Genomic DNA, 25,709 nt, shown 5'->3' on the forward strand with positions numbered 1-25,709 from the left:
CCTGTTACTCGAAGTTCTTTTCAACTATAGCCAAAAACCTGCTTTCATAATCTTCTTTTCCTTCCCAGTTATTATAATCTGGTTTGACCATGTTAGCGACAAAATTAAAGGCTTCTTCTTTCGACCTGATGGTTATGAGTTGCGAAAGAACCCGGTTATAGTCGGAAGTACTTCCGTCAAAAAGATGTTTCACAAAGGCCATGCGATCATTAAGGCCGATATTTATACCTTTTTTGAGACGGTCATTAAGAGAACGTGGTTTATCCCGGGGTGATCCTGCCCTGTTTACCGGCTCAAACTGCGGTAGGTTATCATAATGAACCCCGCCAATATCGTTCATGTCATTCTTCTTGTAATCACGTGATTCAACATGTGCAAAAAGATCATCCACCTGCTGAGTTTCGGGTGGCATCTGGGCAACTATATCTTTTATCTTTTCGGTATTGGGTTCTGTGATCTCTTCAGAATCATTGTACTCAAGACCGGTAGGATTGTATTCGTCAGGTTCCGGAGAATCTTCTTCCTGCTTTACGGGCTCAGCCTGCTTTTCCTGGGTTTTTTCCTCCTGTTTTTTTTCTGCCGGTGCTTTTACAGTTTCCTTTTCTTCTTTTGGAGCTTCTACTTTCTGCGCAGTTTTCACTACTTCCTGCTGCCTTATTTCAGCAGCGGTATAAAGGTTTGATTCTGTAAAATTATACACCGTTAATTTCTCGTACAACCTCCTGGCCAGTTCTTTTAACTCACCGGTAGAGACCTGTTCCTGGTCTTTTAAAAGAGCAACTTTTTCGGCCAAAGCTACTAATTCCTCTTTCAACTGCTTTTTCATAACTTTCATGCTTGCAACCCAAATGCGGTTGTATTTTTAATAAATTTGTGTCACCTTTATCAAAAGCGATGTCCGCTTTTTGGTCTTGAAAAATACAAAATGTTTCTCGAAAATACAGTAAATCATAAGGAGCAATTTGGGTGGATTGAAGTTATATGCGGTTCGATGTTCTCGGGAAAGACCGAAGAGCTTATTCGCAGGCTCAAACGCGCCAAATTTGCCAAACAAAAGGTTGAGATCTTTAAACCTGCAATAGATGTTCGCTATAATGAAGAGATGGTTGTTTCACATGACTCAAATGAAATAAGATCCACGCCTGTACCTGCTGCCGCCAATATTAGGTTGCTGGCAGATGACTGCGATGTTGTAGGCATTGATGAGGCTCAATTTTTTGACCAGGAGATCGTCTCTGTGTGCAATGATCTTGCAAACAGAGGTGTAAGAGTAATAGTAGCGGGTCTTGATATGGATTTTAAAGGCAATCCATTTGGTCCCATGCCTAATCTTATGGCCACAGCCGAATATGTAACGAAGGTCCATGCCGTATGCACCCGCACGGGTAACCTGGCCCAATTCAGCTATCGCAAAACTTCTAATGAAGATCTGGTGATGCTGGGGGAGACCGAAGAATATGAGCCCCTTAGCCGGGGCGCTTTTTACAAGGCACGATTAAAGGAAAAATTAAGAAATTTCGAGGTGAAAGACCCTGAGGAATTAAAAGATACAAAAAGAAGTGAGCATGCCGAAAGCCAGGGAGACCGTACTTGAGATTGACCTCAATGCCTTAGCGCATAACTACAATTACATAAGATCAAAAATTGATAAAGACGTTAAATTCATGGCCGTTGTCAAAGCCTTTGGCTACGGAAGTGATGTTACCGGGATAGCACAAAAACTTGTGGAACTCGGTGCAGACTATTTTGCGGTTGCCTATACCTCTGAAGGTATTGCTCTTAGGGAAGCTGGCATAGAAACACCAATTCTTGTACTCCATCCTCAGTCTGCAAATTTTGAAGCTGTAATTGACCATTGTCTGGAACCCAGCCTTTACAGTGAATTTGTGCTAGAGGAATTCATTAAAACAGCCGAAAAGCAGCAACAAAAGAACTATCCGGTACATATTAAATTCAATACCGGGTTGAACCGGTTGGGTTTTTCAGAAAAAGAAACTTCTGTAGTGAGAGACTTACTAAAAGGAACATCGGCTGTCAAGGCAACCTCTTTCTTTTCTCATCTTGCAGCAAGCGAAGACTGGCGGGAAAGGGAATTCACCCTAATGCAGATCCATACCTTTCGCAAAATTGCCGTTAAACTATACGATGAATTGGGTTATAGGCCATTGTTGCACATTTGTAATACTTCGGGAGTTATAAACTATCCCAAAGCGCATTTCGATATGATTCGATCGGGAATTGGACTGTACGGGTTTGGCAACGATGAATCCGAAGATCAAAAACTTAAGCCCATAGGCACCTTAAAGACTATAGTTTCTCAAATCCATACTATGGAAAAGGGAGAAACTTTGGGGTACAACCGTGCCTTTACTGCCCAAAAAACCACCAGGACAGCTACCCTGCCTATTGGCCATGCCGATGGGATCAACAGGCAATACGGTAATGGCCGTGCCGGTGTCCTTATCAATGGTAAATATGCACCTATTATAGGTAATATTTGTATGGACATGATCATGGTGGATGTTACAGGAATAGATTGCGAAGAAGGGGATGAAGTAATTATTTTTGGAGGATCTCAACATGCTACAGAATTTGCAGCAAAGGGAAATACAATCTCTTATGAGCTTATTACCGGCATCTCCCAAAGAGTAAAGAGAATAATCGTTAATAATTAATCCTTATTTTTAACCTGCAAATTTCAATTAAAACTATGGCATTTTTTAAAGATTTCAAGACCTTTTTAATGAAAGGTGATATTATCGCTCTTGCTACAGCAGTAGTTGTTGGAGGTGCGTTTAATAAAATAGTTTCTTCTGTTGTCGCAGATATCATCATGCCGCTTATAGGAGTAATCACAGGCGGAGTGGATTTCTCGCAGAAGTTCATTTCCCTTGATGGAAATGACTATGAAACTTTAGACGCTGCAAAAGAAGCCGAGGCTGCTGTTCTCACCTATGGAAATTTGATCCAGGCCATTATTTATTTTATTATTGTAGCCTTTTTCATTTTCTTGGTCCTACGTGCTTATGAAAGGACAAAGACCCAGAAGGAGGCTCCAAAAGTGACCGAGCCAAAAGGACCGTCCCAGGAAGAATTGCTTACAGAAATAAGGGATGAACTAAGGAAAAATAACAGGTAAATCTTAAGCTACAACCATGTAAGCTTCAAAAGATTGAGCAGGATTTTCTATATTTGCCGAAAGACATAACTAAAGACACGTAGTAACCGCTACGCTACATATCCTATTCCTAAACCCCCGAATAAATCGGGGGTCTTTTTTTTGCTTTAATATTCATATTTAACAATCTGTGTAAATTGGTTATAATAAATTGGAGTTTTTATAATTTTCATTTCCCTATTCTTTTAATTACAAGCAGTACAATACCTTTGCATCGTTAAAAAATAAGACCCCGGGAAGGAGAGACCAATTAGGTTTCCAAACCCTTAAAGGTCCTCTAATAAATATAAATTATGAAAGTAGCAGTAGTTGGTGCCACCGGGATGGTGGGACAGGTGATGTTAAAAGTGCTCGCAGAAAGAAATTTCCCGGTAACCGAATTATTACCGGTAGCTTCAGAAAGATCTGTGGGCAACAAAATAAATTTCAATAATAAGGAGTATGAAGTAATAGGCCTGGAAGAGGCAGTCGCACAAAAACCTGATATTGCTCTTTTTTCGGCGGGAGGGGAAACCTCTCTGAAATGGGCTCCAAAATTCGCAGAAGCAGGCACTACAGTGATTGACAATTCTTCAGCCTGGAGAATGCACCCGGAAAAGAAACTTGTTGTGCCCGAGATAAATGCTTCAGAATTAACCAGAGAAGACAAGATTATTGCCAATCCAAATTGTTCCACTATTCAAATGGTTATGGCTCTTGCTCCCCTGCACAAGAAATATGGAATTCAAAGGGTGGTGGTCTCGACCTATCAGTCCATTACAGGAACAGGAGTGAAAGCCGTTCAGCAATTAGAAAATGAATATAAGGGGGAACAGGGCGAAATGGCTTATCCTTACCCAATTCACCGCAATGCCATCCCTCAGTGTGATGTTTTTGAAGCAAATGGTTACACCAAGGAGGAGATGAAACTCACCAACGAAACCAAAAAGATCCTGAAGGATAACAGTGTCGAAGTTACAGCTACTGCTATTCGAATTCCTGTAGTTGGCGGCCACAGCGAATCTGTCAATGTAACCTTCAAAAATGATTACGATATTAATGAGGTGCGAAGAATCCTCAAAGATTTTCCCGGCGTTACGGTGCAGGACAATACAGATGTCAATACTTACCCAATGCCTATTTATGCCGAAGGTAAAGATGATGTTTTTGTGGGGCGCATTAGAAGGGACCTTTCTCAGCCAAATTCGTTAAATATGTGGATAGTAGCCGATAACCTGCGCAAGGGTGCGGCAACCAATGCGGTACAGATAGCCGAATACCTGGTTAAAAATGATCTTGTATAGAAAAAAGGTGTCAAAAGTGACATTTTTGAGAAGTTATATTTTAGGGCTGCATATTCCCGTGCAGCCTTTTTTAATACCATACGATTTAGCAGAAAAATACCTATTTTAGGACCTGTCTTAAATTTTGAGAAATGAAGAAAACAATAATTACTGTAATCGCTGCCGGAGCATTGATCTCTTGCGGAAGTTCACAACAACAACAGCCGGAACCACCCGTTCCGCCAACACCTCAAACCCCCTCAACTGCATTGGAATATCCTGAAACCCGCAAAGGCAATACCGTAGACACATACTTTGGAACTCAGGTACAGGATCCCTACCGCTGGCTGGAAGATGACCGCAGCGCAGAGACCGAAGCCTGGGTAAAGGCACAAAATGAGGTCACATTTGATTATTTAGACCAAATTCCTTTTAGGGATGAACTTAAACAGAGACTAACCGAACTCTGGAACTATGAGAAACTAAGTGCTCCAAATGAAGAAGGTGGATGGATCTACTTCAGCAAGAATGATGGACTTCAAAACCAAAGTGTTATCTACCGTAAAAAGTCTGAAGATGCCACTCCTGAAGTCTTTTTAGATCCGAATAAATTCAGTGAGGACGGCACTACTTCTCTCGCCGGAATGAATTTTTCTGAAGACGGAAAAAAACTGGCTTACAGTATATCTGAAGGTGGTAGCGACTGGAGAAAAGTGATTGTCATCGACGCCGAAACAAAAGAGGTTATTGAAGATACCCTTGTAAATGTAAAATTCAGCGGACTTTCCTGGAAAGGTAATGAAGGTTTTTATTACTCGAGCTATGATAAACCTGAAGGAAGCGAACTTTCAGCAAAGACAGATCAGCACAAGCTGTATTACCATGAACTGGGAACACCCCAAAGTGAGGATAAAGTGATCTTTGGAGCTACTCCAGAGCAAAAACATCGTTACATAGGTGGAAATGTGTCCGAGGATAACCGTTACCTGTTTATTTCGGCCAGGAGTTCAACTTCAGGAGGAAAGCTTTTCATGATGGACCTTACCAAAGATAATCCTACCATTGACACTATTGTAGGACATGAAAAGAATGAGAGCTATGTGATCGACAACCGTGACAGCAAACTTTTTATTGTCACCAATATGGATGCGCCAAACAGGAAGATCGTTACTGTTGATGCTGCAAACCCAACTCCCGAAAATTGGAAAGACCTTATTCCTGAGACCGAAAACGTTCTTAGCCCCTCAACCGGTGGCGGGTACATTTTTGCAGAATACATGCAGGATGCAGTTTCGAATGTAAAACAGTATGACTACGAAGGAAAACTTGTTAGAGAAGTTGAGCTTCCGGGAATTGGTACCGTAGGCGGCTTTGGTGGTGAAAAGGATGAAAAAGATCTTTATTACAGCTTTACGAACTACGTCACCCCGGGCAGCATTTATAAATACAATGTTGAAAGCGGAACTTCTGAACTTTACAACAGCCCAAAAGTGGCTTTTAATCCGGATGAATACACCAGTGAGCAGGTTTTTTATACCTCAAAAGACGGTACAAAGGTCCCAATGATCATCACTTACAAAAAGGGGACTACAATGAATGGAAAGAACCCAACCATCCTCTACGGTTATGGCGGATTCAATGTAAGTCTTACCCCTTCCTTTAGCATTGCGAATGCTGTATGGATGGAACAGGGAGGAATTTACGCTGTGCCTAACCTTCGCGGAGGTGGGGAATATGGAAAAGAATGGCATGACGCCGGTACTAAAATGCAGAAGCAAAATGTTTTTGACGATTTTATTGCAGCTGCCGAATATCTTATAGAAAACGATTATACATCCAGAGATTACCTCGCTATTAGGGGAGGTTCTAATGGAGGACTTTTAGTGGGAGCTACCATGACCCAGCGTCCAGACCTGATGAAGGTGGCTTTACCCGCCGTAGGAGTGCTGGATATGCTTCGCTATCACACTTTCACCGCAGGTGCGGGATGGGCCTATGATTATGGTACTTCTGAAGAAAGTGAAGAAATGTTCAATTATATAAAAGGTTACTCTCCCGTTCACAATGTGGAAAAAGGAGAGGAATATCCTGCCACCTTGATTACCACAGGAGATCACGATGACCGTGTGGTCCCTGCTCATTCGTTTAAGTTTGCTGCCGAGCTTCAGGAAAAGCACGCGGGAGACGAGCCGGTGTTAATAAGAATTGAGACCAATGCAGGTCACGGTGCAGGAACTCCTGTGAGTAAAATCATTGAACAATATGCAGATATTTTTGGGTTCACGTTATACAACATGGGATTTGACCGTCTACCAAAAGATGAACAATAAATATTAGTAAATTTTATTACCTCTTCAAAAAGCCTTCGTGAGAAGGCTTTTTGCTTTTAAAGCCGTAAATTTACTGCCCAATTGAAAGAACATGCTTAAGGTTAAAAATCTCTCTTTTGCTTACAGAGAAAAGCCGGTATTAAAGAACCTGAGCTTTAATATTGAAAAGGGGGAAAACGTCTCAATCATTGGTGCCAGCGGCTGTGGAAAAAGTACACTGCTCCAATCCATCTACGGGCTCCACCACGTGGACGGAAAGATCTTTTGGGACGAAGAGCAATTACTGGGGCCAAATTTTAATATCGTTCCCGGTGAGGACTTTATGAAGTACCTCACCCAGGATTTTGATCTCATGCCACCTTTAAGTGTAGCCGAAAATGTGGGCAAATATCTTTCCAATGCCTTTCCGCGGAAAAAGCAACAAAGGGTAAATGAGCTCCTGCAACTGGTCGAAATGAAGGAGCTGGCAAGGGTAAAAGCAAGATTATTAAGTGGAGGGCAACAACAACGGGTAGCGCTAGCAAGAGCCCTGGCAAAATCGCCTGAAGTTCTACTCCTGGATGAGCCTTTTAGTCACATTGATCATTTTAGAAAGAACAAACTCCGCCGCAATCTCTTCACTCACCTAAAAAAAGCCGGCATCACCGTTTTGGTTGCCACACACGACAGTACCGACGCCCTCTCATTTGCCGATAAGACTATCGCAATGAAAAATGGTAAGATCATCCAAATAGGAGAGCCTAAGGAGCTTTACAACAATCCTAAAAGTGCTTACGTGGCTTCCCTTTTTGGGGAAGTGAACGAGCTGCCTGCATCCCTTTTCTTTAAAGAACTACCTGCACGAAAAAGAGTGGTGCTTTATCCTCACGAAATTCAAATTACTAATAGCGGAAATTTCCAAGCCAGAGTGAAAAGATCCTTTTTCAAAGGCAATCATTTCCTTCTGGAAGTGGAGAGAGAAGGAGAAAAAATTTTACTTGAGTCGACCCGTGATATCCTTCCAAACAAAATGGTTCACCTTTCCTTTAAAGATGAACTGCTGGAAAAAAGGTTGAGGTGATTTAGGATCTGTCAGCGTTCCTGCATAAGACCCAATTCTTCCTTCAGGAGAGCCATCACCCGTGTTGTAGATCGCGTTTGAATATTAACCCCCCAGAAGAAATAGGTAACTGAGTAACATATAGAGTCAGGATTAAATAACCTTCTTTATTTGAAATTCTCTACCATTAAAGGTTACAAAATTCCCTTCAGTTTTTCCGTTTAAAGCCTTTGCTATTGGAGAACCCGCTCCCACTGCATAGTATTTCTCTCCTTCCACCGTTAATTCTCCCGCCGGGATTGCAATAAAATAATTTGCTAAAGAAGTCTTGACCACACTACCAAAACCGGCAGCAGTATCCTTTCGGCTTCCAGGAATCATTCTCAATGTTTTTCTCAATTTGCTGAACTCCTGATGTTGCCCTGCCAACTTTTCGAATTCCAGGTGAAGCATGGCACGTCCTGTTTCATATTTGTCACCCATGGAGCACTTTGTTTCTAATTTGAGTGCAGCTTCGAGATCTTTAATGGCATTCTGTACCGTATGAAGTTTTGACTCCACATAATCCTCACAGGCTTTTATAAGTTGTTCTTTTGTCGAGGTACTCATTCCTAAAGTTCTAAAGGCCCCAGATTCCTCATTTGCCGCACTATCCACGACTGTCTTCCCTGTATGTAGCTGCTGGCCGGTTTAGCCCTGTACTGTCTTGGATTGGGAAGAATAGCTGCAATGGCTGCTGCCTCATAAGCAGTAAGGTTTTCCGCACTCTTTCCAAACCAGGCTTGAGCGGCAGCCTCGGCACCATAAATCCCCTGCCCCATTTCAATGCTGTTGAGGTACACTTCCAGAATTCTTTCTTTACTCCAGAGAAGTTCTATCCAAAAGGTAAAATATACCTCCAGACCTTTCCTGAACCAGCTTCGCTGAGGCCACAAAAAGACATTTTTAGCCGTTTGCTGGGAGATTGTACTCGCCCCTCTTACTCTCCTGCCTTTTTTGTTGTCCTCCATCGCCTTCTGAATAGCCTCGTAGTCAAAGCCGCTATGAACCGGAAAATTCTGATCTTCACTCGCGATCACGGCAAGCTTCAGGTTATCTGAGATCTTCTCCATAGCCACCCAGTCATGCTGAATATCTTCTTCAGGGTTTTCAAAATATCTTATGGCCATTAGCGGAGTAAAAGGTACCGGCACCCACTTATAAATAACAACCATTAGAATACTGAAGAGGAATAGGCCCAGCAAAAATTTCAGTAAAAATCTGAAGAATCTTTTCATACTTAATCTATTAGATCGGCAAGTTCTTTACCTACGAGACTACCAATTGCAACCCCCATTCCGCCGAGACGCACCCCGCAAAACACATTTTTGGAAACTTTCTTGATAACAGGATTCTTTTGTTCCCCCATGCCCATTATTCCGCTCCAGCGTCTTTCGATCCTGAAAGGGGTACCGGGTAAAATTGTATTTTTTAATAGGCCTTCAAGCCGCTGCTGAATAAGAGCAGTGAGCGCAAGCTCTGTAGTTTCTTCACCTTTAATATTAAGGTTCCTGCCACCCCCTAATAGAATCCTGTTGTTAATATTCCGGAAATAATAGTATCCTTTTTCAAGGTGAAAAGTTCCCTTTATATGTAAATCTGGAATGGGTTCTGTGATCAACACCTGTGCGCGGGCAGGTTTTACTTCGGGTATTCCCAATTGTGCAGCAAAACCATTGGTGGCAATTAATAAATTACCGGTGTAGAAGCTAAAATGCTCGGTCTCCACTTCTACAGAATCACGTCCTTCCACAAAACCATTTACAGTGACCGAATTAAGGATCTTAACTCCTGCTGCATGCACCTTTTGTAATAAAGCATTCATCATTTTTCCCGTGTCCAGCTGACCTTCAAACCTGTTAAAGATCAAATTATCCTGAACTTTCCCAAAGCCAAACTTGTTGTTGGTTATGCTAAAAACATCCTCTCCAAAAATGGGATTTAAAAGGGTGTTTACTTTTGCCATTTTTGACACGCAGGCGTCATATAGTTTTCCTTCGTTTTGGGTGAATAGTTCATACCCGCCATTTACCTGAAGATCTATATTTTCGCTCCCCAGGTTTTCCCTGAGTAGATCAAGACCCTGCATTCGCTTCCTCACAAGGGCTACCATTTCCTCTTCGGAATGATGTTCCAGATCATCTAGGATTTCGCTAAGACTCCCAAAGCAGGCGAAACCTGCATTTTTAGTACTTGCCCCATTAGGCAAAAGCCCTCTTTCCAGGACAACGATCTTAGCTTTGGGATACCGCGTTTTTAGCTGCAGGGCACAGTTGAGACCTGTAATCCCACTGCCAACTACTGTAAAGTCAATATTTGAGAACCAGGAATCATGTTCCCAATAAGAAAAGCTCATAAAATATCATTTGGTAGCCAAAGTTATTCTTTTTTTGCCTCTTCTTTTACCTCTTCAGGTTTCTCTCTGGAAAGTTTAAGAGGTACGAGTGCTCCACCTTGCCTCAATGAGCCGGAAAGCCCCTCTTGTTGTAGTTTCCCTTTAAAATGAAACCCTCCAAGCTTTGGGGCCTTTACTTCCAATACATCATCTTCAAAAGTTGTAGACTCCACCGGAATATCAAAAGCATTTTGTGCGGGACTGTCTAAGGTAGTGGTATAGCCATCCTGAGTTTCAGAAATATGAAAGACAATTCCCATACTACGATCCTGCACCATCAATTCGCCATACCAATCGCCCGTGATCTCCTGTGCACTTACGGAAGTGCCTATGAATAAAAGAAATAACACTGAAATTAACTTCTTCATAAATTTTAGGTTTAAAGAATTAATAAAGACGATTATATTGCTCCGACTACCATCGTAGATAAAGATTTTTCTTAAGGTAAGAATTTATTGTTAAACCCCTGTAAAGGAAACCTTTTGCGAAAAACCCTGAAGAAGATATTGAAGTGTTGTAACCTTTTTTCGGCTGAAGGAAGATAAAAAAAGCCCCTTTTAAAAAGGGGCTTGAATAAGTTATTCTATTGGCTTCATCTTGAAGCTCTCCATGAACTTGGTTGTGTAATTCCCCGCAACATAATCGGGTTCATCCATTAACTGCCTGTGAAATGGAATTGTAGTTTTTACCCCTTCTATCACAAACTCATCCAGGGCCCGTCTCATCTTGCTTATGGCTTCTTCGCGGGTTTGGGCAGTAGTGATTAGTTTGGCGATCATTGAATCGTAGTTCGGAGGGATCACATAGCCACTGTATACGTGAGTATCTATTCTTACCCCGTGACCTCCCGGCGCATGCAGGTTGGTGATCTTCCCGGGAGAAGGTCTAAAGTCATGATAAGGATCCTCTGCATTGATACGACATTCGATAGAATGCAACTGCGGAAAATAATTCTTTCCAGAAATTGGCACACCTGCCGCAACAAGGATCTGCTCCCTAATAAGGTCGTAATCTATCACCTGTTCGGTAATTGGATGTTCCACCTGGATACGGGTATTCATCTCCATGAAATAGAAGTTCCTGTGCTTGTCCACAAGGAATTCAACTGTACCGGCACCTTCATACTTGATATATTCGGCTGCTTTTACGGCAGCATCTCCCATTTGCTTCCGGAGTTTATCGGTCATGAAAGGAGAAGGAGTTTCTTCTGTAAGCTTCTGGTGACGACGTTGCACAGAACAATCTCTTTCTGAAAGGTGACATGCCTTTCCAGAGCTGTCTCCTACGATCTGGATCTCAATGTGACGTGGCTCTTCAATAAGTTTTTCCATGTACATCCCGTCGTTTCCAAAAGCGGCACCTGCTTCCTGCCGGGCAGATTCCCATGCTTTTTTCAGATCTTCTTTTTTCCAAACGGCACGCATTCCCTTACCTCCGCCTCCGGCTGTCGCCTTGAGCATCACAGGGTAACCCATATCTGCAGCAATTTTTTCGGCCTCCTGCAAAGATTCAAGAATCCCTTCAGAACCAGGCACGCAAGGTACTCCTGCAGCTCTCATGGTAGCTTTTGCCGTGGCTTTGTCCCCCATCTTCGCAATCATTTCGGGACTGGCGCCTATAAATTTTATTTGGTGTTCGGCACAGATCTTTGAAAATTTGGCATTTTCTGAAAGAAATCCGTAACCTGGATGTATAGCATCTGCATTGGTGATCTCTGCAGCTGCTATGATATTTGACATTTTTAAATAGGAAAGGTTGCTGGGAGGAGGGCCAATACAAACGGCTTCATCGGCAAAACGCACATGAAGACTTTCGGCATCGGCCGTGGAATAAACCGCCACGGTTTTTATGCCCATCTCCCTACAGGTGCGAATAACGCGCAAGGCGATCTCTCCCCTGTTGGCAATCAATATTTTTTTAAACATACCTGTATAGTTTTGGCTTTAAGGTAAACTGCTTACAGCAATTTAAGACGGATCTACTAAAAATAGTGGTTGATCAAATTCTACCGGTGAAGAATCATCCACCAATACCTTTACGATCTTTCCGGAAACTTCACTTTCAATCTCGTTGAAAAGTTTCATGGCCTCTATCACACAAAGTACATCTCCCACTTTTACAGAGTTTCCAACTTCCACAAAAGGTTCTTTATCTGGAGATGGTTTTCTATAGAAAGTTCCAATGATAGGTGATTTGATCGTGATATATCCTTTGTCTTCCTCACCAGCTGTATCACCGCCGCCAGATGGTGTACCCTCCTGCTGCTGTGGAGCCTGCTGTTGCTGTACAGGTTGTTGCATTTGGGGTGCAGATTGCATAGGTACCTGTTGCAAAATCGTGGTCTCCTTATCGTCAGAGCCGGTTTTGATGGTGATCTTTATATCATCCATTTCCAGCTTTACTTCACTGGCTCCAGACTTGGCCACGAACTTGATTAGATTCTGAATTTCTTTTAAATCCATAATATTTAGTGTTGGGTGTTTTTAAGAATTATAAGCCCACTTAAGGTAAATAGAACCCCAGGTGAAACCTCCTCCAAAGGAAGCGAAAATTAAATTATCTCCTTTTTTGAATCGTTTTTCAAAATCGTTTAATAATAACGGCAATGTAGCCGAAGTTGTATTACCATACCGCTGAATGTTCATAAGTACTTTTGAATCATCAAGTCCCATTCGGCTGGCAGTGGCGTCTATGATTCGGCGATTGGCCTGATGAGGCACCAGCCAGTTCACATCTTCATTAGTCAGGTTATTGCGCTCCATGATTTTGGCACTTACATCCGCCATATTGGTCACGGCAAATTTAAATACCGTTTTTCCATCCTGGTAAACGTAGTGCTGCTTATCGGCTACGGTTTGTGCGGTGGCAGGAATAAGTGAGCCACCGGCAGAAATCTTCAGAAATTCTCTCCCTGATCCATCACTCCTAAGAATCTCATCCTGAAGTCCCAGACCTTCATCATTAGGCTCAAACAAAACAGCACCGGCACCATCTCCAAAGATAATGCAGGTAGTTCTATCTGTATAGTCAATTATTGAAGACATTTTATCGGCTCCAATGACGAGAACTTTTTTATATCTGCCAGACTCAATATAGGCTGTTGCGGTAGACATTGCATAGAGAAAACCAGAGCAGGCCGCCTGCAAGTCATAAGCAAATGCGTTTACAGCACCAATTTCGGTAGCCACATAAACTCCTGTTGCCGCCACAGGAAGATCGGGGGTAGCAGTTGCTAAAATTACCAGATCGATCTCTGCGGGATCTATTCCCGATTTCTCCATAAGATCTTCGGCTGCCTTTATAGCGAGATAGGAAGTTCCTTTATCTGAATCTTTGAGGACGCGGCGCTCCTTAATACCTGTCCTCGAAGTAATCCACTCATCATTGGTATCAACCATGGTTTCAAGGATCTTATTAGAAAGGACAAATTCCGGTACATATCCGCCTACAGCTGTAATCGCTGCTGTTGTTTTATTCATAAAAATGCATTTAATGCCTCTGTATGCTATCTAGATTACTGAAAAACAGCAAATTAATAATTGATCAAAATACAGCGGTGCAAATTAAGGTGTTTTTAGCACTTTATCAACTTAAAACAAAAAACTCTCACAATGTGAGAGTTTGGTATATGGTTTCAAAGCTCTTAATTACTAAGCTTCTACTTCTTCTGTATTATCGATCAAAACCTGACCACGGTAATATAATTTACCTTCATGCCAGTGAGCTCTGTGGTACAAATGAGCTTCTCCTGTTGTAGGATCTGTAGCTATTTGTGGAACAGAAGCTTTGTAATGCGTTCTTCTTTTATCTCTTCTCGTTTTCGAGATCTTTCTTTTAGGATGTGCCATGGCTGCGTATTATTTATCGTTTAATAAATTTTTCAATTTGTTCCAGCGGGGATCAATATCCTCCTCTGTTTTAGTCTCTTTTTCCCGCGGACTTAATTCGTCCAGTTTTTCAAGTACATCTGACTTTAAAGTGCCGTCCAGCACTCCAGGATGAACTCTTTTTGACGGAACGGCCAATACCAACATTTCATAAATATACTGCTGAATGTTTACCTCGTACTCACCATGTGGCAAGATCAAAATATCCTCGTTATCATCATTATATTCCTGCCCAAACTTTATGACCAGCAACAATTCACTTTCGATTGGCTGGTTATAAGGTTCATTGGTAAGGTCGCAATAAACGTTTACCGTTCCCGATGCTTTAAAAGTGAGTTCCATCATCGTAGATTTCTTCTCCAAAAGGAGGTCTACCTTAATGTCGGCACTATTGAATTCATCGTAGTCAAAATGTTCAAAGAACTTATTGTCAATATCGTACTCGAACTGGTGTTTGCCTTGTTTAAGACCCACAAAAGGGATCGTAAACTCCTTTAGTTTCCTCATTTCATCATCAGTTTCAAGTGCCTACCCCTCAGGATAAGGCGGGTGCAAAGATATAAAAATTAATGAATTGCCTATTCTTTATAAACAAATTTTTGTTTATATCTTTTTCCCTTGTTTCTTTAGTACGTTTTGGGTGAGTTCTTCAAATTCCTGGCGGCTTTTGAAGATGTCCATTCCTTTGAATACGGCTTCTTTAAATGAATGGTGATCTGCTTTATTTTTTCCCGCAATCTCATAGGCTGTACCATGATCGGGCGAGGTGCGCACCTTACTAAGACCGGCGGTAAAATTCACTCCGCTTCCAAAAGAGAGCGTTTTAAATGGAATTAAACCCTGATCATGATAGGCAGCAACAATAGCGTCAAAATTCTTATAGTTACCCGATCCAAAAAAACTGTCGGCAGAATAGGGGCCAAAAATGAGTTTTCCAGAGTTCTTTAATTTCTCCAGGGTAGGTTTCATGATCTCCTCATCTTCTTTTCCTATCACTCCGCTATCCCCACTATGCGGATTAATCCCAAGCACCGCAATTTTAGGCTGCTGAACTTTAAAATCCTGCTGAAGGGTTTTATGAATGATCTTTATCTTCTTTTCAATTAACTGGGGTGTAATAGCCGAAGCAACATCTTTTACTGCCACATGATCTGTCAATAATCCCACTTTAAGGCTGTCGGTGATCATGAACATAAGGCTGTCACCACCTAGTTCCTTCGCCAGATAATCTGTATGTCCCGGGAACTTGAATTCTTCACTTTGAATGTTGTGTTTATTAATGGGCGCCGTGACAAGAATATCTATTTCCCCATTTTTTAAAGCATTGGTAGCTGCCTGCAGGGAAAGAAAAGCAAACTTCCCTCCCTCTTCAGTCTCTTCTCCAAAATTCACGGGAACATTTTCCTTCCATACGTTCACCACATTGAACTTATTGTCAATAGCCTGTGCGGCTTCGTCGATACCCTGAAAAGGAATATCGAAATTAAGTTTCTTCTTTATAAAAGTAATCGTCTTGGCTGAAGCAAAAACTACAGGAGTACATAGTTCCATCATCCGGGCATCCTCAAAAGTCTTAAGCACGATCTCGCTCCCAATCCCATTGAGATCCCCTATACTAATTCCCACTCTTATTTTGTCGGATGATTTCATAATGATTCCCTGTATTTATCCTAATTTTATACCTGCAAAGGTAATTAATAATAAGAGAATGTTTACAGGCATCATTGAAGAACTGGGAGTAGTAACAGCACTGGAAAAAAATCAGGAGAACCTGAATATAAGTATAAAAGCAAACTTGGCTTCAGAGCTTAAAATAGATCAAAGTGTGGCTCACAACGGGGTGTGTTTGACCTTAGTGGATATATCCAACGGCGAATATACTGTTACCGCCATACAGGAAACCCTTTCCAAAACGAATTTAGGGGAACTTAAGCAGGGGGATATAGTGAACCTGGAACGCGGAATGCAACTAGGAGCAAGACTGGACGGCCACATAGTCCAGGGGCATGTAGATCAAACTGCCCTTTGCACCGGGGTAGTTGAAAAAAACGGTAGCTGGGAATTTACATTTGAGTATGATCCCGTTTTGCAGAACATCACCATTGAAAAGGGCTCAATTACAATAAACGGGGTGAGTTTAACAGTAGTTAATTCAGGAAAAAATAGCTTTAGCGTCGCCATCATTCCTTATACTTTTGAACATACTACTTTCAAATTGATCAAAAAAGGTGCAAGAGTAAACCTTGAGTTTGATGTCATTGGAAAATACGTAAAGCGGCTTACTGAACTGAACTCTTAAGCTTTTCCTCCTTATCAAAATCTTCCTCCTCCTTATCAAACCTTATAAGGTAAAATGATCCAAGGGCCACTCCGGCCAATAAGAGAGGTAACAAATAATCATTTATAGGCAAGCACAAGCCCGGAGGAGGAGGAGGAGGACTTCCCTGCCCCGGGTTATCAGGACGATCACAAGGTCCCCTGCCTTCCCGAGGTCCATTCTGTGCCTCGGCCATCATTGGCTCTGGAGGAGTTTGGCTGTAAACGGCTAAACTAAATCCCGCCACAGCAAAGATTAAGATCCAGTAATTCATCCATTTACCCATGATCACAATATTCTAATATTAAAGAGTAATAAACAAATTGCCACTAATCAATTTTTGTTTTTCTTTTCATATTTCTCCTATTATCAAAAATATAAAATAAAACATCGCTTTTTCCAAACTATTCAGGGAATGAACAATCATTCGCAAAAATACCTCTTACACGACAATATTATCTCAGGAGAAATATTCTAAATGCCTGCTTTTCCAGATTTTTATAAATTGGGGGCTACAAACAAGCCTTATGAACAAATTATACTTTCTATTATTTTTCTTTGCTATCTGTTCAACAAGTAAAGCCCAGGATTCCCTGGGAATTACAGAGGAAAAAATTATTATTGGATTAACCGAAGCCCCTCCTTTCGTTATGAAAAACGGAGGTAATTTTTCAGGTCTTAGTGTTGAATCATGGAAGCTTGTCAACAGGCAACTGGACACTGAATATGAATTTAGGGAATTTCCAAACCTGGAAAGCCTGTTGCAGGCTGTAGAACAGGGAAGCGTTGATCTTAGCATCAATCCTATCACTGTTACCGATCAAAGGATGCAGCGAATGGACTTTTCGCAACCTTATTTTATCTCCTATACCGGCATCGCCCGCCAGAGTGGTTCTTCTGTATGGAGATATCTATCCAACATTTTTAGCTGGAACTTTTTTTCTGCCATTCTTATACTTGTGGGAGTGATCTTTATCTTCGGCTTACTGGTTTGGATCTTTGAGCGTAAGAAGAATAAAGAAGAATTTGGCCCGGGAGCTAAAGGTATCCTACAGGGCTTTTGGTGGAGTGCAGTCACAATGACTACGGTAGGTTATGGCGATAAATCTCCCCGCACTTTTGGAGGTAGGTTTATAGGATTTATCTGGATGTTCATGGCAATCATTATGATCTCTACCCTAACTGCGGGGATAGCTTCCTCTCTTACTGTACAAAACATTCAGGATGATATTACCTCTGTCCAGGATCTTGAAAGATTTAATGTATACACAGTGAAAAGTTCCAGCGCCCAGGAACTCCTGGAACAGTACGGCATTAATCCTTCTAAAATTTCCAGCGCCGATGAAGGTCTGGAAGCCCTCTTAGAAAACAACAATAATGTGCTGGTCTATGACAAACCCATTTTAAGCTATCGTATAGAAGAAAAAGGACTGGTGGAAGAACTGGCAGTATTAGAAAACACTCTCAAAAAGGATTATTACAGCTACAGTTTCCCCGATAATTCAGATCTTTTGGATAAGATCAACCCTATCCTTATAGGTACTCTAAAGTCCATGGAGTGGAATAGTCTTATTTCTGAGTACAAGTAACTCTCATATCTAATCATTTTTTTCGATCAGATTCAGAAGTTAAAACAACAATACTTCTTTATTTTAACTTTCTATCGGCTTCAAGTAAACAATCTGTAACAGTATGCCTGAAAATCAGACATATTAGTATCTGGTATTTATTATATTTAGCAGCATTTTAACTAAAACTAACAAAGTATGAAAAAATTAAGGTTTGTCGCAATGGCGCTTTTTATGCCATTGCTAACTGTATCCTTTGTGTCCTGTGAACAACTACAGGGTCAGGAAACAGAAGCAGTCCAGGACCAGGGACTGTCTATTGATTATGAGAAATACGAACTGGATAACGGACTCAATGTGGTGCTTCACCAGGATGAGTCAGATCCAATAGTATCTGTTGCCATACAATACGGCGTAGGATCAAACAGGGAGAAAAAAGGCCGTACCGGTTTTGCACACCTGTTTGAACACATGCTGTTTCAGGAATCTGAAAACGTTCGGCAGGATCAGTTCTTTAAGAAGATCCAGGACGTGGGGGGAACTCTTAACGGTGGTACCTGGCAGGATGGAACTATCTACTATGAGGTAGTGCCGCAAAATGCACTTGAAATGGTGCTTTGGCTGGAATCTGACCGTATGGGGTATTTTATCAACACTGTAACCGAGTCCGCCTTTGCCAACCAACAGGAAGTCGTACAAAACGAAAAACGCCAACGGGTAGACAACAACCCTTACGGCCACACCAACTGGGTAATAGACAAGAACCTTTTCCCTGATGGGCATCCGTATAGCTGGCAGGTGATCGGGGAACTGGAAGACCTGCAGAAGGCCACTGTAGAAGATGTAAGGGAATTCTACGACAGGTTCTATGGTCCCAACAATGCTACGCTTGTAATTGCCGGAGACTTTGAAAAAGAGGAAGCAAAGGAACTTATTGAAAAATATTTCGGGGAGATCAAAAGGCGTCAGGAAGTTGCCCCGCTTGAAGTTCAGAATGTAGAGCTTTCAGAAACAAAAAGGCTTTACCATGAAGACAATTTTGCTACCGCACCTCAGCTCAATATGGTGTGGCCAACAGTAGAACATTATACTGAAGATGCTTATGCACTTGATTTCCTTGGGGAGATCCTTTCCGACGGAAAAGAAGCACCGCTTTATGAAGTGCTGGTAAAAGAAAAGGAACTGGCTTCAGAACCACGCGCTTTCAACAGTTCTGACCAAATTGCCGGGAAATTCCGCATTATGGTTACCGCCAATGCAGGTGTGGATCTGGACAGCGTCGAAGCCGGTATTGAAGAAGCTTTTGACCGATTTGAAAAAGAAGGTGTGACCGAAAAGGATATAGAGCGCATCAAGGCAGGTCTTGAAACCGACTTTTACAACGGAATAAGCAGCGTGCTTGGAAAGTCCTTCCAGCTGGCTCAATATGATGTTTTCACGGGAGATCCCGGTTATATTGAAAAAGATATTGAGAACATCAAAAAGGTGACTAAGGAAGATGTGATGAGGGTTTATAACACCTACCTAAAAGATCAACCTTATGTAATGACCAGTTTTGTTCCTAAGGGCCAGGTGGAACTTATTGCTGAAAACTCTGAAAAAGCACAGGTTGTAGAAGAAGAGATCACCGAAAATGTAGAAGCAGAAGTTGCCGAAACAGAAGAAAAAGAGATTGAAAAGACTCCGTCAAAAATTGACAGATCTACTCCTCCTGCAGTAGGGGAAACTCCGGGTCTTAATGTTCCGGAATCGTGGAATGTAGAACTCGAAAACGATCTTGAAGTTTACGGGATCGAGCAGAATGAACTTCCACTTGTAAACTTTAGCTTAGTGATCGAAGGCGGACATTTACTCGACGACCTCAGCAAAAACGGGGTGGCCAACTTGATGACCGATATTATGATGGAAGGAACTGCTAATAAAACTCCGGCAGAACTTGAAGAGGCTATAGACCTTCTTGGGGCTAACATTTTTATGTATACCACCAATGAGTCTATCGTAATAAGAGGAAATACCCTTACCCGGAATTTTGAAGAGACTATGGAACTCATAGAGGAAATCCTGCTTGAGCCAAGATGGGATGAGGAAGAGCTGGCGCGTATCAAGACCAGTACCATCAACTCAATTAAAAGGAATGAAGCCAATCCAAACGTAATCGCCAGCCAGGTGTACGACAAGCTTCTTTATGGTGAAAACCATCCATTTGCTTATCCAACATCTGGTACGGTAGAGTCTGTAGAGGCTATTACCATACAGGATCTTAAGGATTTCTACAACAACTATTTTTCCCCAACGGTGAGCCGCTTCCATGTAGTAGGTGATATTTCGAAGGAAAAAGCCGTAGAAGCCCTGGATGACATTAAAGACAACTGGGAACCTAAGGAAGTAACCATTCCTGAATTTGAAGTAGTGACCAACAGGGATAAAGCTTCCCTTTACTTTGTTGATGTACCGGGTGCAAAGCAGTCGGTGATCAATATTGGTTACCTTGCCCTGCCTCGTACCAGTGAAGATTTCTTCCCTGCCGAGGTTATGAACTACAAGCTTGGAGGATCTTTTTCGGGTAATGTGAACTTAGTTCTACGGGAAGAAAAAGGATATACTTATGGTGCCCGCACCGGCTTTAGTGGTTCCAAGATCCCCGGTACTTTCACAGCTGCTTCCAGTGTGCGTACCAATGCTACGGGAGAATCTGTTGGTATCTTTAAAGATGAGATCGCCAAATACAGGGAAGGTATAACTCCCGAAGATCTTGAGTTCACTAAAAATGCTCTTATCAAGTCCAATGCACGTCGTTTTGAGACCCAGGGATCATTGCTGGGTATGCTTCAGGAAATGAGCGCTTATGACCTTCCAGTCGATTATATCGAAAAGGAGGAGGAAATAATCCGCAATATGACCCTTGAGCAGCACAAAGAATTGGCTCAAAAATATCTTGATGAGTCGAAAATGGCTTATCTGGTAGTGGGAGATGCCGCTACTCAATTTGAGCAGTTCAAGGATATGAACTTTGATGAAGTAAAACTTATCAATAAAAAAGGAGAAGAAGTAGAGCTTTCTGAGCTAAAACCCTAATCCTACATAAATTTTAAACTGAAAGCTCCCGTTTATTGGCGGGGGCTTTTTTTATGCTGAAGTTTTCCTGCTTCGGAAGGCAGCAGATCTCAATTTTTCTGTTCCGAAGATTGCAAGAGCCCCAAGTGTGTACAGCAACATATCCAGCAATTCAAAATGATTTCCCATAACGGCCGAAGCGATTGTATTATCCTGCATTCCCAGCAAATAAATCAGCTTAAAATGCTGTGAACCTTCCACAGCAAATGCAAAAAGAAGTACTCCTAAAATGGCATTTTTGACGGGTAATCTAAAAAAGCTTTTCAGCAAACAATAGAGAAAAATTACCACCAGGAAATCACCACCGTAAGGCCGTATAAAGCAATCCTGCACAAAGGCAGCGATCAAGACTTCTACAAAGAATAGAATGACGGCCGCAAGGAAATATTTTAAGTTGAATTGCACCCCGGGAAGGTAAGAAACTTATAAACTGCGGGTATCAATAAAAGAATCCAGGATTTCCCTTATTTGTTGCTGCGTTTGAGGATCCATGCCTTTGACAGATTCGCAGTATTTTCTTATCAAATTAGGCCTGGAGAAGCCGGGTGTTTTAAGATGTTCTACAACGTAACCGTCCAAAGAACCCCGGGAAACATCTTTCCCCATAACCTGAATGACGTTAGTATGCCGGGGATCTTCCATGATGCTATAGTACAAAGCCAAAACCTTTTCTTTTTCTCCTTCAAGGACCTGAAAAAAATGACCTTCAGAAAATAACAAAATACCCTTAATATCTGTATTGCTGTTCTTCTCCCGCCATTCGGCCAAAAGGTTCTCAATTTCCTGGTTATTAAATTGTGAAGTGGCGGTGCTTATATAGCAAATGGCATGCTGCATGGAGATTCGGTTGGATTTACAGTTTATTTTGGAACCTCAATTTAAAAAAGTATGGCTTTATCACGTCCTAAGATTATCCTAAATCTACACGGGAACCTCTACTTGTGTTGTTTTTCCATAGAAAAGAGTATAAAAATTCGCTGTCAGAATTCCTCACCTCTCAAAAATGACATTTTGGAAAGGTCTTTCCCACCAATTCTTCAGGAAATAGAAAAATAATAGATAAAAATCTGCCTTAAACTGCAACAAGTTCGTTTTTTTGTGGTCTTTAGTCAAAATCCATCAATGAAATCACTTTTTACGGCTTTTATCCTGTTCTGGAGCTTTTCAGCGGTCGCCCAGGAAAAAGACAGCATTCCGCGGAAACAGATCCATATATACAGAATCCAGGAAACGCCGAAGATCGATGGGAAATTAGATGATGTTGCCTGGAAAAATGCAGCCGTAGCTACCAATTTTGTAGAGCGCCAACCCAATAACGGAAGGCCAGCCCCCGACAGTCTTGCGACAAGAGTAAAAGTGGTTTATGACGATCTTGGGATATATTTTGGGGCCGAGATGCTGGACCCGGACCCTTCAGAAATAAGGAAAGAGCTTACCGAAAGGGATGACATAGGTAATGACGACTTCTTTTTTATCCTGCTCAATGGTTATAATGATCGCCAGCAAAGCATGCAATTCATAGTGACTGCTGCCGGGGTGCAGTATGACGCCAAGATGACCAATGGGAACGAAGATCCTTCCTGGAATGCCATTTGGTACAGCGGTGTGGACCTCAACGGCCGCGGCTGGACAGCCGAAATCTTTATCCCTTATTCTGAACTGCGATTCCCCGAAAAAGACATTCAGGAATGGGGGTTACAAATGGAAAGGGAATTTAAGCGCAGTGGCACCCGGTACAGCTGGAGTCCCATCAACACTGCCAAAGGTTCTTTTTCTATTTACGATGGCGAGATCCAGGGGATAGAGAATATACAAACCCCTACCCGACTTTCGGTGCAGCCATATATTTCCACTTATCTCAACAATTACGACGGCGAGACCTCCACCAACTTTAACGGCGGGATGGACCTAAAATACGGGATCAATGACGCCTTTACGCTGGACATGATCCTTGTACCCGATTTTGGTCAGACCAGATTTGATGAATCTGTGCTGAATCTTTCGGCTTTTGAGGTGCAGTATGACGAGCAGCGGCCTTTTTTTACCGAAGGAACCGAACTTTTCACCAAAGGAGATCTCTTCTATTCCCGTAGGGTTGGAGGTGTTCCCTTTGGAGATGTAGAGCTTTCCGAAGAAGAAGAGATCGAGAATTTCCCTGCTTCCGTAGATCTAATTAATGCTTTAAAAGTTTCGGGACGTACAGATGGTGGCCTGGGAATCGGCTTTTTTAATGCCATAACCGAAAAGACCTATGTGAAGGTGAAAAATACTGAAACAGGGGAGTCACGCCGTGAGCTTATCGAACCTGTCACTAATTACAACATCCTGGTGCTGGACCAGCGTTACGGCGATAATTCCTCAATTTCGCTTGTCAATACCAACACTACCCGTGAAGGCCATTTTAGGGATGCCAATGCCACAGGGCTCTACCTGGACCACACTAACGAAAACAATACTTACAAATTCTTTACGGGAATTGAAGGCAGCTGGGTCATGGAAGATGACACAAAGTCGGGACTCGAGGCCCAGGGAGGATTCTCCAAAATAAGCGGGAAGAACAGGATCGACCTCAACGCCCAGTTGCGTACAAAAGATTATGACATCAATGACCTGGGCTACTCCAGCGCCACTAATTATATGAAATACCAGGGGCTTTACCAGCGTAGGCTACTACAGCCTAAAGGTTTTCTCAACAACATGTACCTTAATTTCGTAGCCGTACACGAGCGTCGCCTGGAACCCGATCTTCACAGCAGACTGATCCTGAATTTCAACTCCAGTTTTACCACCAAAGAATTTTTTAATTTTGGCGGAGGTTTTGAAACCACTCCCATTGGTACCAACGACATTTATGAGCCACGGGTGGATGGCATGTATTTCACCATCCCCACCTATTACGACCAGTGGTTGTGGTTTAATACAGATTTCAGGAAGAAGCTGGTCGTAGAGGCGGTAGCCGACTGGTATAAGTACGATGAACGAGGTCGGGGAGATCTTATTTTTGACTTCAGTCCGCGGTACAGGTTCTCAGATAAATTTAAGGTGCAGCTTTCTACCAACGTGAGACTTTCAGATAAAGAGGAGGGATATGTGGACTCTCTGGAGGATGATATCCTGTTTGGGCAACGGGACCGCAATACCATTGTAAATTCTTTGGGAGCGAACTATATCTTCAATAATAAGATGGGCCTGAACCTGGCTTTTAGACATTATTATTCTGAAGTCTTTTATACTGAATTCTACACCCTGCAAAACGACGGGGAATTAAGCTACTACGGCCCTGCCAACAACGAGTACAATACTACCTACAATAGCTGGAATGTAGATTTGCGCTTTTCCTGGTGGTTTGCGCCAGGAAGCCAGATGACGCTCCTCTACCGCAATGCTACCGACAGTTATATCGAGCGTTCCCAAATAAATATTGGTGATAATTTTAAAAATCTTTTTGACCGGCCCCAGGTGAACAGCCTCTCGCTTCGAGTTTCCTATTACCTGGATTACAACCGCGTAAAAAGCTGGTTCAAATCATCTGGTAATCCCGCAGGGGAACAGGTTGGTATGAGTTACCTCGACTCAAAAACGAGGTTTTTAAGAGGAGATTTTTGAACCCATGTATATATCTAACAATATATAGTTTTCATTGCCTTTAACTCCTAAACTACATTAGGTCTCAAGCCTATTCGTGTTCTTAAGTGTATGCAAAAGTTCTGGATGAATAGGCATATTTTAATTACTGGCAATCAATTAATTATATTGGATATAGACAAACCCGAAGGCATGGGAACATCACCTTCCTATTTCATGTGTGCTTATGGACAGGCCGGGTTTACACTTTCCCAAATTCTTACCCGTTCAGGATAAAATCTGCAGCCATTTTTGCATGAAGCTGGGTGGTAGCGATCATAGGCAGCTGAAAATCTGAAGCATCCAGCAGCATTGGCAATTCGGTACAACCCAGAATGATCCCATCTGCTCCTTTCTCTTTGAGCAACACCATTTGCTTCTGGAAAAAGGTTTTGGCCTCCTGGGTAAAGATTCCCTGGGTGAGTTCGGCAGAAACATAATGGTGGTTTTGATCTATATATTGAGCATCGGGAATTATGGTGTCAATATCGTAATGGTGTTTTAAATACTTTGGAATAAAATCTCCCGTCATGGTTGGGCGGTTTCCAAGTAGACCGAGGGTTTTTAGTCCCTTTTCCCGGGCTTCTTTTCCTATGGCATCGGCGATATGCAGGATTGGAATTTCGATTTTAGGCTGCACAAAATCAAACACCATATGCGGGGTATTGGCACATATCACCAGCGCTTCGGCACCTGCATTTTGTAGAGTATGTGCGATTTCCAGATACTTATTGTTGATCTTCTCCTTGTTCTGCTCCCGCATGAGCTCAATGTTAAGGCTGTAGATGAGCAACTCGGGATTTGCCTGAGTTCCTATCTTTTCCCCTACCATTTCATTGATAAGCCTGTAATAAACAATGGTGGAATGCCAGGAAGTGCCACCTATCAATCCAATTTTTTTCATATCGCCAGGTTTTTATTTTTACTGAAGTTAAAACAATTCCCGGAGTGCGAGT

General features: G+C 42.1%; 25 protein-coding genes. 10 read left to right on the top strand and 15 right to left on the bottom strand.

Going from position 1 to position 25,709, the window contains the following annotated elements; translation table 11 throughout:
- Positions 1 to 4: 4 nt before the first annotated feature.
- On the bottom strand, positions 5 to 826 hold the full coding sequence (locus LA313_RS06155) for a hypothetical protein (RefSeq protein ID WP_228913803.1): 822 nt from the start codon (positions 824 to 826) through the stop codon (positions 5 to 7).
- 99 nt (positions 827 to 925) lie between these two features.
- Between LA313_RS06155 and LA313_RS06160 the strand changes: the two genes are divergently transcribed.
- The 6 genes from LA313_RS06160 (at position 926) to LA313_RS06185 (ending at position 7,830) form a co-directional block, all read left to right on the top strand.
- Positions 926 to 1,594, top strand: a complete 669-nt coding sequence (locus LA313_RS06160) for a thymidine kinase (protein ID WP_228913804.1) — start codon at positions 926 to 928, stop codon at positions 1,592 to 1,594.
- The gene (gene alr / locus LA313_RS06165; RefSeq protein WP_228913805.1) at positions 1,566 to 2,675 is read left to right on the top strand and encodes an alanine racemase; all 1,110 of its coding nucleotides are present in this window, start codon (positions 1,566 to 1,568) and stop codon (positions 2,673 to 2,675) included. Before LA313_RS06160 ends, alr begins: the two co-directional genes overlap by 29 nt.
- A gap of 35 nt (positions 2,676 to 2,710) precedes the next feature.
- Complete coding sequence (mscL, locus tag LA313_RS06170) at positions 2,711 to 3,139, top strand: large conductance mechanosensitive channel protein MscL (RefSeq protein WP_228913806.1); 429 nt, start codon at positions 2,711 to 2,713, stop codon at positions 3,137 to 3,139.
- Between the two features lie 332 nt (positions 3,140 to 3,471).
- Complete coding sequence (locus tag LA313_RS06175) at positions 3,472 to 4,461, top strand: aspartate-semialdehyde dehydrogenase (protein WP_228913807.1); 990 nt, start codon at positions 3,472 to 3,474, stop codon at positions 4,459 to 4,461.
- Positions 4,462 to 4,592: 131 nt separating this feature from the next.
- The gene (locus LA313_RS06180) at positions 4,593 to 6,770 is read left to right on the top strand and encodes a prolyl oligopeptidase family serine peptidase (protein WP_228913808.1); all 2,178 of its coding nucleotides are present in this window, start codon (positions 4,593 to 4,595) and stop codon (positions 6,768 to 6,770) included.
- 91 nt (positions 6,771 to 6,861) lie between these two features.
- Positions 6,862 to 7,830, top strand: a complete 969-nt coding sequence (locus tag LA313_RS06185) for an ABC transporter ATP-binding protein (RefSeq protein WP_228913809.1) — start codon at positions 6,862 to 6,864, stop codon at positions 7,828 to 7,830.
- A gap of 132 nt (positions 7,831 to 7,962) precedes the next feature.
- Here the strand turns inward: LA313_RS06185 and LA313_RS06190 are convergent, their stop codons facing one another.
- The 10 genes from LA313_RS06190 to pdxA form a co-directional block, all read right to left on the bottom strand.
- Positions 7,963 to 8,418: a transcription elongation factor gene (locus LA313_RS06190; RefSeq protein WP_228913810.1), complete on the bottom strand. Its 456-nt coding sequence runs from the start codon at positions 8,416 to 8,418 to the stop codon at positions 7,963 to 7,965.
- Positions 8,419 to 8,420: 2 nt separating this feature from the next.
- Positions 8,421 to 9,086, bottom strand: a complete 666-nt coding sequence (mtgA, locus tag LA313_RS06195) for a monofunctional biosynthetic peptidoglycan transglycosylase (protein WP_228913811.1) — start codon at positions 9,084 to 9,086, stop codon at positions 8,421 to 8,423.
- A gap of 2 nt (positions 9,087 to 9,088) precedes the next feature.
- Positions 9,089 to 10,204 (bottom strand): NAD(P)/FAD-dependent oxidoreductase, encoded by a 1,116-nt coding sequence (locus LA313_RS06200; protein WP_228913812.1) that lies wholly within the window; start codon positions 10,202 to 10,204, stop codon positions 9,089 to 9,091.
- Between the two features lie 23 nt (positions 10,205 to 10,227).
- Positions 10,228 to 10,611: a hypothetical protein gene (locus LA313_RS06205; RefSeq protein ID WP_228913813.1), complete on the bottom strand. Its 384-nt coding sequence runs from the start codon at positions 10,609 to 10,611 to the stop codon at positions 10,228 to 10,230.
- A 210-nt stretch (positions 10,612 to 10,821) separates the two neighbouring features.
- A complete protein-coding gene (gene accC / locus LA313_RS06210) occupies positions 10,822 to 12,168 on the bottom strand; it encodes an acetyl-CoA carboxylase biotin carboxylase subunit (RefSeq protein WP_228913814.1) in 1,347 nt (448 codons plus the stop codon).
- A gap of 42 nt (positions 12,169 to 12,210) precedes the next feature.
- Complete coding sequence (gene accB, locus LA313_RS06215; protein ID WP_228913815.1) at positions 12,211 to 12,705, bottom strand: acetyl-CoA carboxylase biotin carboxyl carrier protein; 495 nt, start codon at positions 12,703 to 12,705, stop codon at positions 12,211 to 12,213.
- Between the two features lie 21 nt (positions 12,706 to 12,726).
- Complete coding sequence (locus tag LA313_RS06220; protein ID WP_228913816.1) at positions 12,727 to 13,722, bottom strand: beta-ketoacyl-ACP synthase III; 996 nt, start codon at positions 13,720 to 13,722, stop codon at positions 12,727 to 12,729.
- 171 nt (positions 13,723 to 13,893) lie between these two features.
- Positions 13,894 to 14,091 carry a 50S ribosomal protein L32 gene (gene rpmF, locus LA313_RS06225; protein ID WP_029033380.1) on the bottom strand — a complete coding sequence of 66 codons (198 nt, stop codon included), beginning with the start codon at positions 14,089 to 14,091 and terminating at the stop codon, positions 13,894 to 13,896.
- 9 nt (positions 14,092 to 14,100) lie between these two features.
- Complete coding sequence (locus tag LA313_RS06230) at positions 14,101 to 14,637, bottom strand: YceD family protein (RefSeq protein ID WP_228913817.1); 537 nt, start codon at positions 14,635 to 14,637, stop codon at positions 14,101 to 14,103.
- Between the two features lie 96 nt (positions 14,638 to 14,733).
- A complete protein-coding gene (gene pdxA / locus LA313_RS06235; protein WP_228913818.1) occupies positions 14,734 to 15,780 on the bottom strand; it encodes a 4-hydroxythreonine-4-phosphate dehydrogenase PdxA in 1,047 nt (348 codons plus the stop codon).
- A gap of 58 nt (positions 15,781 to 15,838) precedes the next feature.
- On the opposite strand from pdxA, the gene LA313_RS06240 reads away from it, so the two are divergent.
- A complete protein-coding gene (locus LA313_RS06240; protein WP_228913819.1) occupies positions 15,839 to 16,429 on the top strand; it encodes a riboflavin synthase in 591 nt (196 codons plus the stop codon).
- Here LA313_RS06240 and LA313_RS06245 read toward each other — a convergent pair.
- Positions 16,410 to 16,733: a hypothetical protein gene (locus LA313_RS06245; protein WP_228913820.1), complete on the bottom strand. Its 324-nt coding sequence runs from the start codon at positions 16,731 to 16,733 to the stop codon at positions 16,410 to 16,412. The two genes, LA313_RS06240 and LA313_RS06245, sit on opposite strands and share 20 nt — an antisense overlap.
- 241 nt (positions 16,734 to 16,974) lie before the next feature.
- Between LA313_RS06245 and LA313_RS06250 the strand changes: the two genes are divergently transcribed.
- Positions 16,975 to 18,036 carry a transporter substrate-binding domain-containing protein gene (locus LA313_RS06250; RefSeq protein ID WP_228913821.1) on the top strand — a complete coding sequence of 354 codons (1,062 nt, stop codon included), beginning with the start codon at positions 16,975 to 16,977 and terminating at the stop codon, positions 18,034 to 18,036.
- 177 nt (positions 18,037 to 18,213) lie between these two features.
- Positions 18,214 to 21,090: a M16 family metallopeptidase gene (locus tag LA313_RS06255; RefSeq protein WP_228913822.1), complete on the top strand. Its 2,877-nt coding sequence runs from the start codon at positions 18,214 to 18,216 to the stop codon at positions 21,088 to 21,090.
- A 51-nt stretch (positions 21,091 to 21,141) separates the two neighbouring features.
- On the opposite strand, the gene LA313_RS06260 is transcribed toward LA313_RS06255, so the two are convergent.
- Both LA313_RS06260 and LA313_RS06265 read right to left on the bottom strand, forming a co-directional pair.
- Complete coding sequence (locus tag LA313_RS06260; protein ID WP_228913823.1) at positions 21,142 to 21,534, bottom strand: ribosomal maturation YjgA family protein; 393 nt, start codon at positions 21,532 to 21,534, stop codon at positions 21,142 to 21,144.
- Positions 21,535 to 21,552: 18 nt separating this feature from the next.
- Positions 21,553 to 21,966 carry a BLUF domain-containing protein gene (locus LA313_RS06265; protein ID WP_228913824.1) on the bottom strand — a complete coding sequence of 138 codons (414 nt, stop codon included), beginning with the start codon at positions 21,964 to 21,966 and terminating at the stop codon, positions 21,553 to 21,555.
- A 285-nt stretch (positions 21,967 to 22,251) separates the two neighbouring features.
- Here LA313_RS06265 and LA313_RS06270 point away from each other — a divergent pair, with 285 nt between their 5' ends.
- Positions 22,252 to 24,735 (top strand): DUF5916 domain-containing protein, encoded by a 2,484-nt coding sequence (locus LA313_RS06270; RefSeq protein ID WP_228913825.1) that lies wholly within the window; start codon positions 22,252 to 22,254, stop codon positions 24,733 to 24,735.
- 238 nt (positions 24,736 to 24,973) lie between these two features.
- Here the strand turns inward: LA313_RS06270 and LA313_RS06275 are convergent, their stop codons facing one another.
- A complete protein-coding gene (locus LA313_RS06275; protein WP_228913826.1) occupies positions 24,974 to 25,657 on the bottom strand; it encodes an aspartate/glutamate racemase family protein in 684 nt (227 codons plus the stop codon).
- Positions 25,658 to 25,709 lie beyond the last annotated feature (52 nt).

Source organism: Salinimicrobium sediminilitoris (assembly GCF_020866905.1).
In the GTDB taxonomy this organism is placed as follows: domain Bacteria; phylum Bacteroidota; class Bacteroidia; order Flavobacteriales; family Flavobacteriaceae; genus Salinimicrobium; species Salinimicrobium sediminilitoris.